Source organism: Lysobacter sp. MMG2 (assembly GCF_016735495.2).
Lineage (GTDB): Bacteria > Pseudomonadota > Gammaproteobacteria > Xanthomonadales > Xanthomonadaceae > Lysobacter_J.
The window spans coordinates 551717-566588 of the sequence record NZ_JAERQY020000003.1 but is presented as its reverse complement, the minus strand read 5'-3'; the positions used below and the strand labels follow the sequence as shown (position 1 = coordinate 566588).

Below are 14872 nucleotides of genomic sequence, written 5' to 3'. Positions count from 1 at the left end.
CCCGCACGGGATCACTGGGGAAGGGATGGACAAGCGCATTCTTTCGGGCTGCATCGCGTCGCTGCTGACGCTGATGCTGTTCGCTCTCATCAGTTTCATGTTCGGCGCGCGCCTGCACCACGTGCAGGCCACTCCCTGGGGCGAGCTGCCGCTGCTCGATGTGGCCGGCGTCTTCGCCGCCGCATTCGTGGGCGGCGCGATCGGCGGCGCGCGCTTCTGGTGGTTCGCGCTCGGGCTCGTCACCCTGCTGTGGGCGCTGGTGCTGTTCGTGATGGTGACGGTGCAGCCGGAGATGACGCTGGCCAAGGTCTGGCGCTTCAACCAGCTGGCGATCGTGCTGAATCTCGTGCTGGCCTGGCTGGGCGCCTTTCTCGGCGCGCAGGTCGGTGCGCGGTTCGGAGCCCGTCGGGCGGCGGGATGATCCCGCCGGCGGTCGCCTCGCGCGACCGCGACGCTGTCTTCGCGGCCCGCCTTTCGCCGCGCGCCGCGCGAACCCTCAACCGTCGCGCTTGAGCGTGATCAGCGCCGAGGTGTCGGACTCGCCCTGGCCGCGCTCGATCAGTTCGGCGTAATCGGCCAGCGCCTGCTCCACGGTGCTCATGCGCAGGCCGCTGTCGCGCGCGATCGCCGAGACGATGCGCAGGTCCTTGAGCATGTGCGCGCACTTGAAGCCCGGCGTGAACTCGTCGCGCAGCATCGTCGCGCCGCGCTTTTCGAGGAACCAGTTGCTCGCCGCGCCGGCCATCAGCGTGGGAAGCAGCTTGTCCGGATCCAGGCCGAGCTTCTCGCCCAGCGCCAGGCCTTCGCTCACCGCCTCGTTGATGCCGGCGACCAGCACCTGGTTCACCGCCTTCGTCGCCTGACCCGCGCCGGTGGCGCCCATGTGCGTGATGCGCGCGGCGTAGCAGTCGATGACCTCGTGCACGCGCTCGAGCACTTCGGCGTCGCCGCCCACCATCACCGACAGCTTGCCGTTGCGCGCGCCCTCCACGCCGCCGGACACCGGCGCGTCGAGGAAGGCGATGTCGTGCTGCGCCAGCAGCGCCGCGCAGCGACGCGCGGTGTCGACGGCGACCGTGGAATGGTCGATCACCACCGCGCCGGGCTTGAGGACCTCGGCGAGCGCGTTGACGTTCTCCAGCACGTCGGCGTCCAGCGAGACGCACAGCACGACCACATCGCAGTCGGCGAAGTTCGCCGCCGAACGCGCCGCCCGCACGCTCAGCTCCGCGGCCAGCGCATCGGCCTTGGACTGAGTGCGGTTGCCCACCGCAGTGAGCAGGCCCTTGGCGTGCAGGTAGCGAGCCATCGGTGCGCCCATCGCGCCCAGGCCAATGAACCCTGATTTCATTTTCGATACTTCCGTTTTGCGAGGGAGGAAACGATCCGCGTCAGGCGGCGTTCCATTCAAAAACCGTGACATCCGAGGCGCCACTGAGATGAAGCGGATCGGTCCGTGCAAGCTCCGTGGCTTCGTCCAGGTCCGCCGCCTTCAGCAGGTACGCGCCGCCACTCTTGTCGGAGAACGGCCCGGCGAGCTCCAGCCGGCCCTGGCGCCGCAAGGCGTCCAGGTACGCGTGGTGCGGGCCGATGACGGCCGGGTCGAACCCGGGGGTCCTGCGGGCCAGCACAAGGTAGCGCTTCAGCGTCGCACTCATGCCAGCGGCGCGTCGTCGAGGTAGGTGTAGCCGGTCAGGCCGTTTTCCAGCGCGGCGTCCAGGCGCGCGGCCTCGTCCGCCGGCAGCGCGGCGGCGGCGACCTTCTCGCGGTAGGCGGCGCGCAGGTCGTCCAGGCGGTAGCCGACGTAGTCGAGCATCACGTCCGTGGTGTCGCCACGGCGCTGCTGGGTGAGCTGGTAGTCATCGCCTTCGATGCGCACTTCCACAGCGTCGGTGTCGCCGAACAGGTTATGGATGTCGCCGAGGATTTCCTGGTACGCACCCACCAGGAAGAAGCCCAGTCGGTAGCTCTCTCCGCTGCGCGGCGCGTGCAACGGCAGCGAGGTGTCCAGGCCCTCGTTCTCGACGTAGGTCTTCACCGTGCCGTCGGAATCGCAGGTCATGTCGGCCAAAACGCCGCGGCGGGTGGGTTCCTCGTCCAGGCGCTCGATCGGCACGATCGGAAACACCTGGTCGATCGCCCACACGTCCGGAATCGATTCGAACACGCTGAAATTGACGAAGTACTTGTCGACGAGACGATCGTTGAGTTCGTCCAGCAGCTCGCGGTGGCTCTTCTCGTCGTAGCTCAGGCGTTTGCGCACGTCGTGCGCGATCGCATAGAACAGGTCGTCGATGCGCGCGCGGTGCACCAGGTCGAGCTGGCCGAGCGCGTACAGCGCCAGGCCCTCGCTGTGGTGGTGCTGCGCTTCGTGGAACAGCTCCACCGGCGGGCGCTGTTCGAGTTCGTTGTAGACTTCGCGCAGGTGACGGATCACCGACGGCTCGTCGTCGTGCACGTCGGGAATGCGGCCTTCCGGCGCTTCCTCGACTTCCGACACGTTCGCCACCAGCACGGCGTGGTGCGCGGTCATCGCGCGGCCGCATTCGGTGACGATGCGCGGCGGCACCAGGCCGTTCTCGGCGCAGGCTTCCGACAGCGGCTGCACGATGCTGTTGGCGTACTGCTGCACGCCGTAGTTGATCGAGCAGTAGCCGCGCGAGCGCGTGCCTTCGTAGTCGATGCCCAATCCGCCGCCGACATCCATGTAACGGATGTTCGCGCCCAGGCGCGAGAGCTCGACGAAATAGCGCGTCGCCTCGCGCATGCCGTTGGCGATGTCGCGCACGTTGGAGATCTGCGAGCCCATGTGGAAATGCAGCAGCTGCAGCGTGTCGGACATGCCGGTGTCGCGCAGCTTCTTCCACAGGTCCAGCACCTGGCGCGGCGAGAGGCCGAACTTGGCCTTGTCGCCGCCGCTGTTCTGCCACTTGCCGGCGCCCAGCGAGGCCAGGCGCATGCGCACACCCAGGCCCGGCGTCACGCCCAGCGCGGCGGCTTCTTCCATCACCAGCGCCAGCTCGGAGGGCTTTTCGATGACGATGTAGGTCTGCAGGCCGAGCTTGCGGCCGATCAGCGCCAGGCGGATGTACTCGCGGTCCTTGTAGCCGTTGCAGACGATCAGGCCGCCCGGGCGCGACAGCGCGAGCACGGCCATCAGCTCCGGCTTGCTGCCGGCCTCCAGGCCGAAGCCCTCGCCGCGGTGCGAGGCCAGCGTTCCGGCGACGCCGCGGTGCTGGTTCACCTTGATCGGGTACACGGCGGTGTAGCCGCCGGCGTAGTCCCATTCGGCCTGCGCCTGCGCGAAAGCGGCCTGCAACTTGCCCAGGCGGTCGCCGAGGATGTCCGGGAAGCGCACCAGCAGCGGCAGCTTGGCGCCGTTGGCCCGGGCGGCGTCGACCACCGCCGGCAGCGAAATCGCCGGGCCTTTCGCGCCGCGCGGGCGCACCAGGACCTGCCCGCTCGCGCCGACGTCGAAATAACCTTCCGACCAGTGCGGAATCGAGTAGGTCTTGCGGGCCTGATCGAGCGACCAGTCGGACATCGGCGGGGTACCGGGGGAGGCGGGGGGACGCGCATTCTACAGCCCGGCGCCGGACGGGCCCGTCCTCATGCTGAAGGCAGCGCCCGGACGCGCGACGCCGGACCGTAACGGCCGGTCCGCTACAATGCCGCCCCCTTTCCGCCCGCCCGGCCGCCCTCGCGCGCCGCACGGCCTTTCCCCTGGGACGCAACGATGAGCACCAACACCTCCTGGCACTACGAGAACTTCGAGCCGACCGGCTCGGCGATCGGCTATCGCATCACCAAGAAGCTGGACGAGGTGCAGTCGCCGTTCCAGAAGATCGAGATCTTCGAGAGCACCGACTGGGGCAACCTGATGCTCATCGACGGCGCGATGATGCTGACCACGAAGGACAATTTCTTCTATCACGAGATGATGTCCCACGCGGCGCTGTTCACCCACGCCGACCCGAAGAACGTCGTGATCATCGGCGGCGGCGACTGCGGCACGCTGCGCGAGGTGCTCAAGCACAAGGGCGTGCAGAAGGCCGTCCAGTGCGACATCGACGAGCAGGTCACGCGCATGGCCGAGAAGTGGTTCCCGGAACTGTGCGACGCCAACGACGATCCGCGCGCCACGCTGCTGTTCGACGACGGCATCGCCTACATGAAGAACTGCGAGCCGAACTCGCTGGACATCGTGATCGTGGATTCCACCGATCCGGTCGGCCCGGCAGAAGGCCTGTTCAACAAGGCGTTCTTCGAAAGCTGCTTCCGCGCGCTGAAGGACGACGGCATCCTGGTCCAGCAGTCCGAATCGCCGCTGATGCTGCTCTCGCTCATCAGGGAAATGCGCGCGGAGATGGGCAAGGCCGGTTTCACGACCTTCCAGACGCTGCCGTTCCCGCAGCCGTGCTACCCGACCGGCTGGTGGAGCTGCACGCTGGCGCGCAAGGGCCAGGGCTTCGACTTCCGCCAGGCCGACGCCCGCGCCAAGGATTTCGACACCAAGTACTACACCGCCGACATCCACCAGGGCGCGTCGAGCCTGCCGCCGTTCGTGGCGGCGGAGCTGGACGGCCGCTGATTCCGCGCCCACCCCGCTTCATTGAAAGCCCCGCGAAAGCGGGGCTTTTTTGTTGGAGCTCCCGCGCGACGTCTTGCACGCATATGCGGACTTTGTCGTGATCGCGGAACAGTGCGTGCACCCGGGCCAAGGCGATCGTCCGCCGGCATGACATTAGTATTTCGATAACTGAACCCAACGGTTCACAGCCCCCGCCGCGCCGCCCTCCCCCGAGCACGACGCGCGTCGCCGGACCGCCCCGATGAATGCCAATGCCCTGCCGCAGGACCCCCGGTCCTTGCCGCCCGAAACCCGTTTGCTCAAGCGCGGCGAGCGCTTCCTGGAACCCGACGTTTACGTGATCGACGTGGACGGACGTCCGACCGTGGTCAAGGACTACGGCCGCTACCGACGCACGCTGCTGTCGCCGCTGGCGCGGCTGCTGGTGCGTCGCGAAGCGCGCGTGCTCGGCCGGCTGCGCGGCTGGCGACATGCACCGGCATTGCTGGGCACGATCGGCGGCCTCGCGCTGGGCATCGAGTTCATCCCCGGCGTCGCGCTGGGCGAAGTGGCGATGGAAGCCGGCTCGCACGTCTTCCAGCAGCTGCGCGGTGCGGTCGCCTCGCTGCACGCGGCGGGGATCACGCACAACGACCTGCACCCGGCCAACGTGCTAGTGTGCGGCACCACGCCGGTGCTGATCGATTTCACCTCCGCCATGCGCACGCCGCGCTGGCTGCGCTGGCTGCCCCTGGTGCGCGAACTGCGCCGCAGCGACCTGGCCAACGTGGTGAAGATGCGCCAGCGCCTGATCGGCGAGGCGCCGACGCCGCGGGAAGCGCAGATGCTGGCGCCACCGCGCTGGGTCGACGCCATCCGCCTGGGCTGGAAGCGGGTCTATCGCCGCCTCAAGGGCTGATCGCGACGGCCGGCGCAGCCGCTCTTTTCGTACGCTATCGTGGCGGCCACGAAGGGGGACTTCATGGATAACGGCCGTCGGGGCATCGTCCCGCTGTTCTGCCTGCTCGTCATGGCGGGCAGCGTCCACGCGGGATCGCGCGCGTCCGATGACGGAACGTGCTGGAAGGCCGTCTTCCACGAACAGCTCAGCGGCGAGGTCCGCGAGAAGACCAGCAGCGGCGGCCCCTACGGCTACACGTACAGCTACGAAGGCGATTTCCGCTGGGTCGGCGAGCCCAAGGCTGCGCCCGTCGCGCAGGAGTTCGTCTTCTGCTTTCGCGAACGCCTGGACGACGGCGGCACGCTGACCGTGGGCGGCAAGCGCATCGAACTGGGGCGAGTCGGTTCGGTGAAGTTGCCGCCGCTGCTCCACGAGACCGCGAGCTACAGCTACACGTCCGCGCGCGACGACCGCGATTTCCCGACCCTCTACGGCTCCTTCAGCACGCCGGGCAAGCCGGACAGCAGCCTGGAGATCCAGCTCGACCGCATCCGCAAGACCGTCACCGTCGTGGCGCGCACCGTCAACGGCGACAAGCCCGTCGCCAGCTTCATGCAGGGCGAAGCCGCGCCCGTAGAACGTTAGCGCGGCTCGCGGTTGGCCGATGCGGCGCTATCGCCGCATCACGGGTTGCAGCCGCAAGCGCGCGCGCACACTCGAGAGCGACCAGCCCAGGTTCATGCCCGCCGCCGCCACCAGGATGGCCGCCGCGCCCACGATCTGCGCCGGCTGCAGGCGGTGCCCACAGGCGAGAAAATCCACCAGCAGCGCCGACACCGGATAGAGGAAGGACAGCGCACCGGTCACGTGCGTGGGCAGCTTCTGGATCGCGCCGTACAGCAGGATGTACATCAGGCCGGTGTGCACGACGCCCAGCGTGATCAGGAACGCCCAGGCGCGGCCATCGCCCGGCAGCGAATGGAAGTCGGTGAACGGTGCCAGCAGCAGCACGCCCACGCCGACCTGGATCAGCGCGACCAGATGCGGCGGCGTGCCCGCCAACCGCTTGGTCGCCAGCGTCGCCAAGGCGTAGAAGAACGCGGCGCCGAAGGCCAACGCGACGCCCTGCACGAACGCCGGCCCCAGCGCGCCGGCACCGGGTTTGCCCTGCACGATCAGCAGCACGCCGCTGAACGACACCGCCAGCCAGGCGACCTTCGTCCACGTCAGCCGCTCGCCCAGGAACAGCGCCCCCAGCAGCACGAGGATGAAGGGCTGGGTGTTGTAGACCGCCGTGGCGACGGAGATCGACGCCCGCGGAAAGGCCGCGAACAACAGCGCCCAGTTGGCGACGATGGCCGCGCCGCCGGCGATCGCCAGCCCCCACTGCCGCAGGGTCAGGCGGCGGAACAGGCCCAGCGCCGCGCACACCAGCAGCAAGGTCGCCGCACCGAATGCGCAGCGCCAGAACACGACGCTGGCAACGGGCTGCCCCGATTCGACGACGAACCAGCCGATCGTGCCCAGGATGGTCATGGCGACGGTCATCTCGACCGCCCCGCGTGTCTGCGCTTGCATGGAGCCTGCCTCGTGTGGGGAGGCTTCAGGATGGACGGCGGCCCGGGTGGATTCCAGACGAATGGAAAGCCATACTCGCCTATGCGCCTTACAATTCAAGGCAAAACACGGACATGACCCGATGAATGCCCTCGACCCCGTCGACCAGCGCATCCTCCAGCGATTGCTGGAGAACGCACGCATCTCCATGAAGGACCTGGCGGCCGAGGTCGGGCTGTCGCCGCCCAGCGTGACCGAGCGCGTCCGGCGGCTGGAGGAGCGCGGCGTGATCCGCGGCTTCACCGTGGAGCTCAATCCGGCGGCGCTGGGCTATCCGATGCAGGCCATCGTGCGCATCCGCCCGCTGCCCGGAAAGCTGCACATCGTGCAGGAACTCATCCAGGGCATTCCCGAGTTCGGCGAATGCGACAAGGTCACGGGCGACGACTGCTACATCGCGCGGCTGTACGTGACGTCGATGGAAGAGCTCGACGGGCTGCTCGACCGCATCGCCGACAAGGCCGAAACCAGCACGTCGATCGTGAAGTCGCAGCCGATCCGCCGACGCCCGCCGCCGTTGGGCGCGGGGGCCTGAGGCAAGGCGAAGACGTCAGGCCGTCGCGTCGGCCAGACGCAGACGCGTGCGGGCGCGGCGGTGTTCGCGCAGCTTGAGGAAGGGGCGCTCCACCGCGTAATGCAGCGCGGCCCCGCCCGCCAGCGTGGTGAGCGCGTACACCGCGAACGTCAGCAGCCCGCGCCCCGCGAGCACCTCGCCCCACGCCGTGTCCACGGCATGGAACACCAGCTTGTGGCTGAGGTAGAGGCTGTAGGAAATCCCCGCGATCCACGCCACGCCCGGCAACGACCAGCGCCCGATCCAGCTGCGCGTGCCCGCGCCTGCCACCACCAGGCAGGCGATCGCCGCCGACAGCACCGGCCAGCCGATCGAGTTGCCCAGCAAACCCGTGCGCTCGCGGAACAACCAGAACGCCAGCGCCATGCCCAGCAGGCCGATCACGGCGAAGGAATTCCCGCGCGCGGTCATGCGCTCCCATGTCGCCGGCCGGTACACCGCGATCGTCGCCAGCACGACGCCCATCAGCAGGCCATCGAGGCGGCACCACGTCGGGTAGTAGAGGTCCTCGACGAACCACGGTCCCGGCCGATCCAGCGCGTCGTTGTGCAGCCAGACCCCGGCACGCCAGGCGATGCCGGCGACGACCACCAGCACGCACACGCCCACGAACTTCGCCATCGACGGCCGGCGCGACAACGCCCAGGCCAGCGCCGGGAACACCAGATAGAAATGTTCCTCCACGCACAGCGACCACGCGTGCGAGAACGCCTGCTGCGTGCCGTAATCGACCAGCAGGTTGAACGTGAACGTGGCGAACTGCCACCACGGCGCCATCCCGGGTGCTTCACGCCACGCCGGGAACGCGAGGTAGATCGCCAGCACCGCCGCGAACGCCGGCAGGATCCGCCACGCGCGCCGCGCGTAGAAATCGCCGAACGACAGCGCCTCGCCGCGCGCCAGCGGCGCCAGCACCTGGCGCCCGATCAGGAAGCCGCTGAGGACGAAGAAAATGTCCACGCCCATCCAGCCGTAGCGCTCGAGCCATTTGAAATCGGGCCCGAGTCCGCCGACGAGGAAGGAGTGGAACAGCATCACCCAGACCACGGCGATGGCGCGCAGGAGATCGAGTCCGGGAAGACGCTGCATGAAGTCCGTTTCGTGGCGATCGCGTCGTGCGCGGGGCGCTCACTCTGCGCAGGAATGCTTCGCGCGACAAGCGTCGCGATGTCGCACGACGGGAACCGCCGCGCGGCCTAGAGCGCGTCGCCGTCCATCTCGCCGGTGCGGATGCGCACCGCGCGCTCCAGGTCCCACACGAAGATCTTGCCGTCGCCGATCTTGCCGGTGCCGGCGGCCTTCATGATCGCCTCCACCACGGCATCGACCTGCTCGTCGGTGACGGCGACCTCCAGCTTGATCTTGGGCAGGAAGTCCACGACGTATTCAGCGCCGCGGTAGAGCTCGGTGTGGCCCTTCTGGCGCCCGAAGCCCTTGACCTCGGTGGCGGTGATGCCGGCCACGCCGGCCTCGGCGAGCGCCTCGCGCACGTCGTCGAGCTTGAACGGCTTGATCACCGCCATGACCATCTTCATCGCATTCACCTCCGGGCTATCGGCGGGAGGATAGCGAAGGACCGTGCCGGAGGGGATGCCCTGCGGTAGAGTGGAACCCACTTTCGGACTTCCCCCACACGCCGACGCGACCCACGCCGACGGCGCCCTCACGGCCCAGCCCGCACTCTGCGGGTAACGCCCGAGGACCTTTCCCTCATGATCGACCTGAACCCCATCGACGACCTCGCCCGCCGCCTGAGTTCCCTGGTTCCACCCAGCGTGCGCGAGAGCCGCGAAGAGCTGCAGCAGAACTTCAAGGCCGTGCTGCAATCCGGCCTGGCCAAGCTCGACCTGGTCACCCGGGAGGAGTTCGAGGTGCAGCGCGCGGTGCTCCTGCGTACGCGCGAGAAGCTGGAAGAACTGCAGCGCACCGTGGCCGAACTCGAAGCCCAGCTCGGCCAGTCCACGCCGCCGCGCCACTAAGCGGTTTCCACCATGAATCTCGCACTCGTGCACAGCCGTGCGCGATCGGGTGTGCGTGCGCCTGCGGTTCGGGTCGAAGTGCACCTGGCGGGCGGCTTGCCGGCCATGTCCATCGTTGGCCTGCCCGAAGCGGCGGTGCGCGAAGCGAAGGATCGCGTGCGCGCGGCGATCCTGTGCGCGCAGTTCGAATTTCCGGCGCGGCGCATCACCGTCAACCTCGCCCCCGCCGACCTGCCCAAGGAAGGCGGCTATAGATTAGATGGGTCGTGGACACCCGATAGATAACTTGTCCAGGATTGACATACCTCCGATGAGGAGCCCTTGTCGTGGCCAGAGTAGTTGGGATCCCGAGAAGCTCAAGATTCAACAGCGCGCTAACATCAATGGCCACCGAACTCACTCCGGTAAGGTCATCAGGCGCGCGCGCTCCAGTAAATGCTGGAATCCAGGATCGTCGACGAGCATCCAACTCTTCGCGGTTTGTCAGCGCCGCAAGGGTTAGAAGACTTATCTGACTTCGATTCAAGGACTTTGCGACTAAGAACGCGGGCATCTCCGAATGGATATAAGCCTCCGAAACATCCCTTTCGTGGCGAGCCCAGTCTGGTTGGCGCTCCTTGATCTGCTCAAGAGTTATTTTCTGAACCGGGCCGTCTGGGCCGGAAAGCTCCGCCGCGCGACTTAGCCAGCTGAAGGCGTCGCCGGAATCCTCGAAGCCGCCCTCAGTGGCGCACACATATGCGCCAAGCAAGACTTCGGGATCGTCCGAGCCCCTGCTCACGGCCTCTCTCAGCAGGTCCTTCGAGCGAGATGAGCCGACTTGGATGGCCAGCTTAGCTGCCGCAACGAGATCGATTGGACGGCGGTCGTCGCGGTTGATCCAGTCGTTCTCAACGCTGAGCTGTATGGACTCCCAATCACCCGACGATATCGCCAGGTTGGTACTCAACATTCGCGCGTTTCGTGGATCGTGCTGGCCCACAGCAGGAAGCAATGCCCGTGAGGCTGCGAACTCGCCGCAGCCATACAACGACCACGCCATGAGGGATTCGAGCTTCGGCGATTGACTCACGATCTCAGGAACCGACTGGAGGAAATCGAGGCAACCGACGACATCACCGCTATCGTAAAGCGCACTCGCATAGCGTTCCGCTGCTTTGACGTCCTTCGTCATCGCGAAAACTCGAGCGGTCGCAGGAAGCAGTCGCGCCTTGTCTTCCTGCTGCTCTAGTGTTTCGATCAGGGCCATCAAAGCGGGCAGTGAGGTGGCTTGCTAATCTGGCTGCCGCCTTCGACCTGGACCCATTAGGCACGAGCCTAGTCTCGATCCTGTAACCCAGGTCATGGACGATGAGCGCAAGGGCGGAGGTTGTAATTTCCGCGATAAGCCCGCGCTCAATGACGCTGAGGTGGCTAGGGTTCATCTTGGAACGAAGGCACGGGTCGGCATCGAGGAGCTTCTCTAGCTCAAGCATGAGCGTCGAGCGAAGCTCAAGCGCCGCCGCCGTCTCACGGTCTTCATTCAGGTGGAACCAAACAGAGTCATGGCGATCAGTAGGCATCGGCATCCCGTGTTCGCTGCGCGCTAAAGGTTCGTGCCAACTGATGGGCGTTGGTTCATCGCTTTGAAGACATCCGCGTGTCTATCTAGGAATTCGCGCATGGCGCCTTGATGTTGTAGGGCCTCTCCCGGTAGACCGACGCGCAGGGCCTTCGCAATAGCGAGGGCGTATTGGACCTGAGCTTTTGTGGGTGGACGAATGTCCCAATCCAGGCTCGCGAGAAGCGCGTTCTCCATGGACGTTCGCAAGCGCTCCTTCCAAACCGATTCGGCAGTGTCGGACTGGCACCTTGACCTTTGAATCCGCAAGGCCTCGTTCGCCTCTGGCGAGAGCGTCACAGTGACCTGCTCGTCTAACGTGTCATCTCGCAATATGAGGCGCATGAAGCATGTTTGCCGATTGATATATATATGTAGCCTACATTTATGGTCGTAGCGATAGAAGTAGCGCTGTCCGTAGCGTGCGCGGATGGACGAAGCGACGCTAAGGCTGCGACTGGGATCGGTCATCCGGGCGCACCGAGAGGCCCTCGATGTCAGCCAAGACCGATTTGCCGACGTTATTGAAATGCACCGCGCCTACTATGGAAGTATCGAGCGCGGATCGCGCAATTTGACCATCGCCACATTGAGCAGGGTGGCCGCAGGACTTAGGGTTCGCCCGTCCCAGCTGTTGCAGGAGGCTGGCGCGTAGGATTTAGCGGATATTTCGGTTGTCCATGCTTGACAACTAACCCGTAGTTTGCCGCTTCGACCTGCCCATCGCCCTGGGCCTGCTGGCGGCCAGCGGGCAGATTCCACTGGAGTCGCTGGCGGACTGCGAGTTCCTCGGCGAGCTCGCCCTCACCGGCGAGCTGCGCGCGGTGGACGGCGTGCTCCCCGCCGCGCTCGCGGCCGGCGACGCCGGTCGGAAGTTGATCGTTCCCGTCGCCAACGGCGCGGAGGCCGCGCTGGCCGGCCGCGTCGAGGTGCGACCCGCGCGCACGCTGCTGGAAGTCTGTGCCCACCTGACGGCGCGCAAGGCCTTGCCGTTCGCGCAGGCGCCCGCGCTGGAACGCCGGCTCGGCCCGGACCTCGCCGACGTGCGCGGCCAGGCGCAGGCGCGGCGCGCGCTGGAAGTTGCGGCCGCCGGCGGGCATCACCTGTTGCTGGTCGGGCCGCCCGGCTGCGGCAAGACGCTATTGGCCTCGCGCCTGCCGGGCCTGTTGCCGGAGGCCAGTGAGGAAGAAGCGCTGGAAGCGGCGGCCATCGCGTCCGTGAGCGGGCGCGGCCTCGACCCGGCGCGCTGGCGCGAGCGTCCGTTCCGGTCGCCCCACCACACCGCGAGCGCGGTCGCGCTGGTCGGCGGTGGTGCGCAGCCGCGGCCCGGCGAGATTTCCCTGGCCCACCAGGGCGTGCTCTTCCTCGACGAATTGCCCGAATGGGACCGCCGCGCGCTCGAAGTCCTGCGCGAACCGCTGGAAGCCGGCGTCATCACCGTTTCGCGCGCGGCGCGCAGTGCGGAATTTCCGGCGCGCTTCCAGCTCGTGGCGGCGATGAACCCCTGCCCGTGCGGCTGGGCCGGCGATGCCTCCGGCCGCTGCCGTTGCAGCCAGGAGGCGGTGCGACGCTATCGCGCGCGCGTGTCGGGCCCGCTGCTCGACCGCATCGACCTGCACGTGGAAGTCTCGCGCCTGCCACCTGCCGAGCTGCGCCCCGACGCGCCCGGCGGCGAACCCACCCACGCGGTGCGCGATCGTGTCATCCAGGCGCGTGCGCGCCAGCATGCTCGCGCAGGCAAGACGAATGCGGCGCTCGATCAGCCGGAAACCGCCGCGGCCTGCCGCCTCGCGGACGCGGACCAGTCGCTGCTGGAGCGCGCGGTGGATGCGCTGCAACTCTCGGCGCGTTCGATGCACCGCATCCTGCGCGTGGCGCGCACCGTGGCCGACCTCGCCGGCGCCGAGACCATCGCCACGGCGCACCTCACCGAGGCCATCGCCCTGCGCCGCGCGATGCGTGGCCTCGATTCGCCGGGCGCCTGAAGCGCGTCAGCCGCAGCGGTCGCCGCAGACCTTCGGGCGTTCGAGGAAGTCACGCGCACCTTCGCGGGCCTCGCGCATCTCCGACTCGGTGCCGCAGCGCGTGACCTTGGTGCTCGTGCCCGACATGCGCTCGCGCCAGCACACCTGCTTGTCGTCGTGGCCGGCGCGGGTGTTCTTCACCTCGGCGTTGATGCGCTCCAGCGCGTTCTCCAGGCGCACCTTGTCGTCCATCGAGAGCTCGTCGAGCGAGGTCTTGCCTTCGGTGACGGCGAACACGTCCGTCTGCGCCTTGCGGATCACGTTGACCTGGCGCGTCGTCATGCCGTCGATCTTGCCGGCGTCGAGGTCGCGCTTGAGCGCCTGCTGCTGGGTGACGATCTGTTCGAGCTTCTGTGGCGGCGCGGGCGCGTCCTGCGCGATCGCCGCGAACGGCAACGCCAGCGCCAGCACCACGGCCGACGCCCAGCTGACACACGTTTGCTGCTTCATGGCCATCTCCCCTCGCTGATGACGGTTAAAGGCGGGGACGGCCCCGCGCTTACGGATTTCCGCCGAGCCCCCTGCGCATGTTGCCGCCGCAGTCGGCACCGCTGCTGCTTTGGCCACATACCGAAGGATCGGCCTTCCACTGCTCCGAATCGCGACGCACCTGCTCCAGTTCGGCGAGCGTGGCGCAGCGGGTGATCTTCATCGTCGTGCCGAGCTTGTGCTCACGCCAGCATTTCTGCTTGTTGCGTTCGTTGTCGGCGAGGATCGCCTTCACTTCTTCCAGCGCGTTGAACACTTCGACCTGCTCGCTCGGCCGCAACTGGTCCACGGAGGACTTGCCGTCGAGCAGGCGGAACACGCGGTCCTGCGCCTGGTGCATGCGGTCGAGCGTGCCGGCGTCGAAACGCGCGTACGCGCCGGTCGAATGTTCCGACTCGGCGCGTATTTCACGCTGTTGCTGCAGGATCATCGCCACCTTGTCGGCGTTGGCGTGCGCCGCGCCCGCGAGGGCGAGAAGGGCCACCGTCATCCATGTCGTCATCGGCTTCATGTTGCGCTCCCTGTGCAACGGCCTCCGGTGGATCGGTCAGTTCACCTTGCAGTCCCCGCAGGCGCCGCGCGAGTCCATCATGTTGCGCGCGGCTTCGCGTTCTTCGCGCCACTGCGAGGCGGTCTTGCAGACGCGTTCCTTGCGCGTGCTGCCGAGCACGGCGCGGCGTTCGCACACCATGCGCTCGTCGCCTTCGTTGTTCACCACGCCCTCGATCCATTCCAGCGTGTTGAAGACTTCCGTCTTCTGCTGGTCGTTGAGGTCGGCGGTGGAATGCTTGCCCTCGATGGTCTGCAGCATGCGCGCCTGCTTGCTCAGCAGTTCATTGCGCTCCGTGGCCGTCAGGTCCTTGTAACGACCGGAACGTGCTTCCACGTCGTCGCGGATCTGGGTCTGCTGGGTGCGGATGTCGTCGAGCATCAGCACACGGCTGTCGACGGAGGCGAAGGCGGCCGGAATGGCGAGCATCAGGCCAAGGACGAGGAAAGAGGCGAATCGAAGGGCACGCATTGCAACGATCCATAGTGTGGGTTTCACAACATAACGCGCCCGATTTGGCAATGTCGACTGCCTGACCCCGCAAATTTCATTCAGACTTGTGAATGCC

17 protein-coding genes and 2 pseudogenes are annotated in these 14872 nt (G+C 67.1%); 9 read left to right on the top strand and 10 right to left on the bottom strand.

Annotation, left to right across the window (positions count from 1 at the left end; all coding sequences use genetic code 11):
• Positions 1-25: 25 nt before the first annotated feature.
• Positions 26-421: a hypothetical protein gene (locus JI752_RS14540; protein ID WP_216965286.1), complete on the top strand. Its 396-nt coding sequence runs from the start codon at positions 26-28 to the stop codon at positions 419-421.
• A 75-nt stretch (positions 422-496) separates the two neighbouring features.
• Here JI752_RS14540 and JI752_RS14535 read toward each other — a convergent pair whose 3' ends face one another.
• Genes JI752_RS14535 through speA form a run of 3 tightly spaced genes read right to left on the bottom strand, consistent with a single transcriptional unit; the run spans position 497 to position 3544 of the window.
• Positions 497-1411, bottom strand: coding sequence for an NAD(P)-dependent oxidoreductase (locus JI752_RS14535; RefSeq protein ID WP_256448150.1), 915 nt, complete (start codon positions 1409-1411; stop codon positions 497-499).
• Positions 1392-1646 (bottom strand): YciI family protein, encoded by a 255-nt coding sequence (locus JI752_RS14530; RefSeq protein ID WP_216965415.1) that lies wholly within the window; start codon positions 1644-1646, stop codon positions 1392-1394. Before JI752_RS14530 ends, JI752_RS14535 begins: the two co-directional genes overlap by 20 nt.
• Before the next feature lie 8 nt (positions 1647-1654).
• Entirely contained in the window at positions 1655-3544 is a 1890-nt protein-coding gene (gene speA, locus JI752_RS14525) for an arginine decarboxylase (protein ID WP_216965282.1), read from the bottom strand.
• Positions 3545-3736: 192 nt separating this feature from the next.
• On the opposite strand from speA, the gene speE reads away from it, so the two are divergent.
• From speE to JI752_RS14510, 3 genes are all read left to right on the top strand, one after another.
• Positions 3737-4591, top strand: a complete 855-nt coding sequence (gene speE / locus JI752_RS14520) for a polyamine aminopropyltransferase (RefSeq protein WP_216965281.1) — start codon at positions 3737-3739, stop codon at positions 4589-4591.
• A gap of 241 nt (positions 4592-4832) precedes the next feature.
• Positions 4833-5489, top strand: a complete 657-nt coding sequence (locus JI752_RS14515) for a phosphotransferase (protein WP_216965278.1) — start codon at positions 4833-4835, stop codon at positions 5487-5489.
• Between the two features lie 63 nt (positions 5490-5552).
• Positions 5553-6116: a hypothetical protein gene (locus tag JI752_RS14510; RefSeq protein ID WP_216965276.1), complete on the top strand. Its 564-nt coding sequence runs from the start codon at positions 5553-5555 to the stop codon at positions 6114-6116.
• A gap of 27 nt (positions 6117-6143) precedes the next feature.
• Here JI752_RS14510 and JI752_RS14505 read toward each other — a convergent pair whose 3' ends face one another.
• Positions 6144-7049, bottom strand: a complete 906-nt coding sequence (locus JI752_RS14505; protein WP_216965274.1) for a DMT family transporter — start codon at positions 7047-7049, stop codon at positions 6144-6146.
• Positions 7050-7170: 121 nt separating this feature from the next.
• Between JI752_RS14505 and JI752_RS14500 the strand changes: the two genes are divergently transcribed.
• On the top strand, positions 7171-7623 hold the full coding sequence (locus JI752_RS14500) for an Lrp/AsnC family transcriptional regulator (protein ID WP_216965272.1): 453 nt from the start codon (positions 7171-7173) through the stop codon (positions 7621-7623).
• 15 nt (positions 7624-7638) lie between these two features.
• Here JI752_RS14500 and JI752_RS14495 read toward each other — a convergent pair whose 3' ends face one another.
• Together JI752_RS14495 and JI752_RS14490 are read right to left on the bottom strand one after the other, a co-directional pair.
• Positions 7639-8751, bottom strand: a complete 1113-nt coding sequence (locus JI752_RS14495; RefSeq protein WP_216965271.1) for an acyltransferase — start codon at positions 8749-8751, stop codon at positions 7639-7641.
• Between the two features lie 107 nt (positions 8752-8858).
• Positions 8859-9197, bottom strand: a complete 339-nt coding sequence (locus JI752_RS14490; RefSeq protein WP_158983665.1) for a P-II family nitrogen regulator — start codon at positions 9195-9197, stop codon at positions 8859-8861.
• 177 nt (positions 9198-9374) lie between these two features.
• Here JI752_RS14490 and JI752_RS14485 point away from each other — a divergent pair, with 177 nt between their 5' ends.
• On the top strand, positions 9375-9641 hold the full coding sequence (locus JI752_RS14485) for an accessory factor UbiK family protein (RefSeq protein ID WP_216965269.1): 267 nt from the start codon (positions 9375-9377) through the stop codon (positions 9639-9641).
• Positions 9642-9653: 12 nt separating this feature from the next.
• Positions 9654-9890, top strand: a pseudogene (locus JI752_RS14480) (magnesium chelatase domain-containing protein); the annotation flags it as partial.
• Here JI752_RS14480 and JI752_RS14475 read toward each other — a convergent pair.
• Entirely contained in the window at positions 9853-10890 is a 1038-nt protein-coding gene (locus JI752_RS14475; protein WP_216965267.1) for a hypothetical protein, read from the bottom strand. The pseudogene JI752_RS14480 and the gene JI752_RS14475 sit on opposite strands and share 38 nt — an antisense overlap.
• 781 nt (positions 10891-11671) lie before the next feature.
• On the opposite strand from JI752_RS14475, the gene JI752_RS14470 reads away from it, so the two are divergent.
• Together JI752_RS14470 and JI752_RS14465 are read left to right on the top strand one after the other, a co-directional pair.
• Positions 11672-11896 carry a helix-turn-helix transcriptional regulator gene (locus JI752_RS14470; protein WP_216965265.1) on the top strand — a complete coding sequence of 75 codons (225 nt, stop codon included), beginning with the start codon at positions 11672-11674 and terminating at the stop codon, positions 11894-11896.
• A 52-nt stretch (positions 11897-11948) separates the two neighbouring features.
• A pseudogene (locus tag JI752_RS14465) lies at positions 11949-13226 on the top strand (YifB family Mg chelatase-like AAA ATPase); the annotation flags it as partial.
• A 6-nt stretch (positions 13227-13232) separates the two neighbouring features.
• Here the strand turns inward: JI752_RS14465 and JI752_RS14460 are convergent.
• Genes JI752_RS14460 through JI752_RS14450 form a run of 3 tightly spaced genes read right to left on the bottom strand, consistent with a single transcriptional unit; the run spans position 13233 to position 14775 of the window.
• A complete protein-coding gene (locus tag JI752_RS14460) occupies positions 13233-13715 on the bottom strand; it encodes a hypothetical protein (RefSeq protein WP_216965263.1) in 483 nt (160 codons plus the stop codon).
• Between the two features lie 49 nt (positions 13716-13764).
• A complete protein-coding gene (locus JI752_RS14455) occupies positions 13765-14265 on the bottom strand; it encodes a hypothetical protein (RefSeq protein ID WP_216965260.1) in 501 nt (166 codons plus the stop codon).
• A gap of 36 nt (positions 14266-14301) precedes the next feature.
• On the bottom strand, positions 14302-14775 hold the full coding sequence (locus JI752_RS14450; protein WP_216965252.1) for a hypothetical protein: 474 nt from the start codon (positions 14773-14775) through the stop codon (positions 14302-14304).
• Positions 14776-14872 lie beyond the last annotated feature (97 nt).

Coding starts and splice junctions, on each gene's coding strand:
- JI752_RS14540 (WP_216965286.1), top strand. CDS start 26: ATGGACAAGCGCATTCTTTCGGGCTGCATCGCGTCGCTGCTGACGCTG.
- speA (WP_216965282.1), bottom strand. CDS start 3,544: ATGTCCGACTGGTCGCTCGATCAGGCCCGCAAGACCTACTCGATTCCG.
- speE (WP_216965281.1), top strand. CDS start 3,737: ATGAGCACCAACACCTCCTGGCACTACGAGAACTTCGAGCCGACCGGC.
- JI752_RS14515 (WP_216965278.1), top strand. CDS start 4,833: ATGAATGCCAATGCCCTGCCGCAGGACCCCCGGTCCTTGCCGCCCGAA.
- JI752_RS14510 (WP_216965276.1), top strand. CDS start 5,553: ATGGATAACGGCCGTCGGGGCATCGTCCCGCTGTTCTGCCTGCTCGTC.
- JI752_RS14505 (WP_216965274.1), bottom strand. CDS start 7,049: ATGCAAGCGCAGACACGCGGGGCGGTCGAGATGACCGTCGCCATGACC.
- JI752_RS14500 (WP_216965272.1), top strand. CDS start 7,171: ATGAATGCCCTCGACCCCGTCGACCAGCGCATCCTCCAGCGATTGCTG.
- JI752_RS14495 (WP_216965271.1), bottom strand. CDS start 8,751: ATGCAGCGTCTTCCCGGACTCGATCTCCTGCGCGCCATCGCCGTGGTC.
- JI752_RS14490 (WP_158983665.1), bottom strand. CDS start 9,197: ATGAAGATGGTCATGGCGGTGATCAAGCCGTTCAAGCTCGACGACGTG.
- JI752_RS14485 (WP_216965269.1), top strand. CDS start 9,375: ATGATCGACCTGAACCCCATCGACGACCTCGCCCGCCGCCTGAGTTCC.
- JI752_RS14475 (WP_216965267.1), bottom strand. CDS start 10,890: ATGGCCCTGATCGAAACACTAGAGCAGCAGGAAGACAAGGCGCGACTG.
- JI752_RS14470 (WP_216965265.1), top strand. CDS start 11,672: ATGGACGAAGCGACGCTAAGGCTGCGACTGGGATCGGTCATCCGGGCG.
- JI752_RS14460 (WP_216965263.1), bottom strand. CDS start 13,715: ATGAAGCAGCAAACGTGTGTCAGCTGGGCGTCGGCCGTGGTGCTGGCG.
- JI752_RS14455 (WP_216965260.1), bottom strand. CDS start 14,265: ATGAAGCCGATGACGACATGGATGACGGTGGCCCTTCTCGCCCTCGCG.
- JI752_RS14450 (WP_216965252.1), bottom strand. CDS start 14,775: ATGCGTGCCCTTCGATTCGCCTCTTTCCTCGTCCTTGGCCTGATGCTC.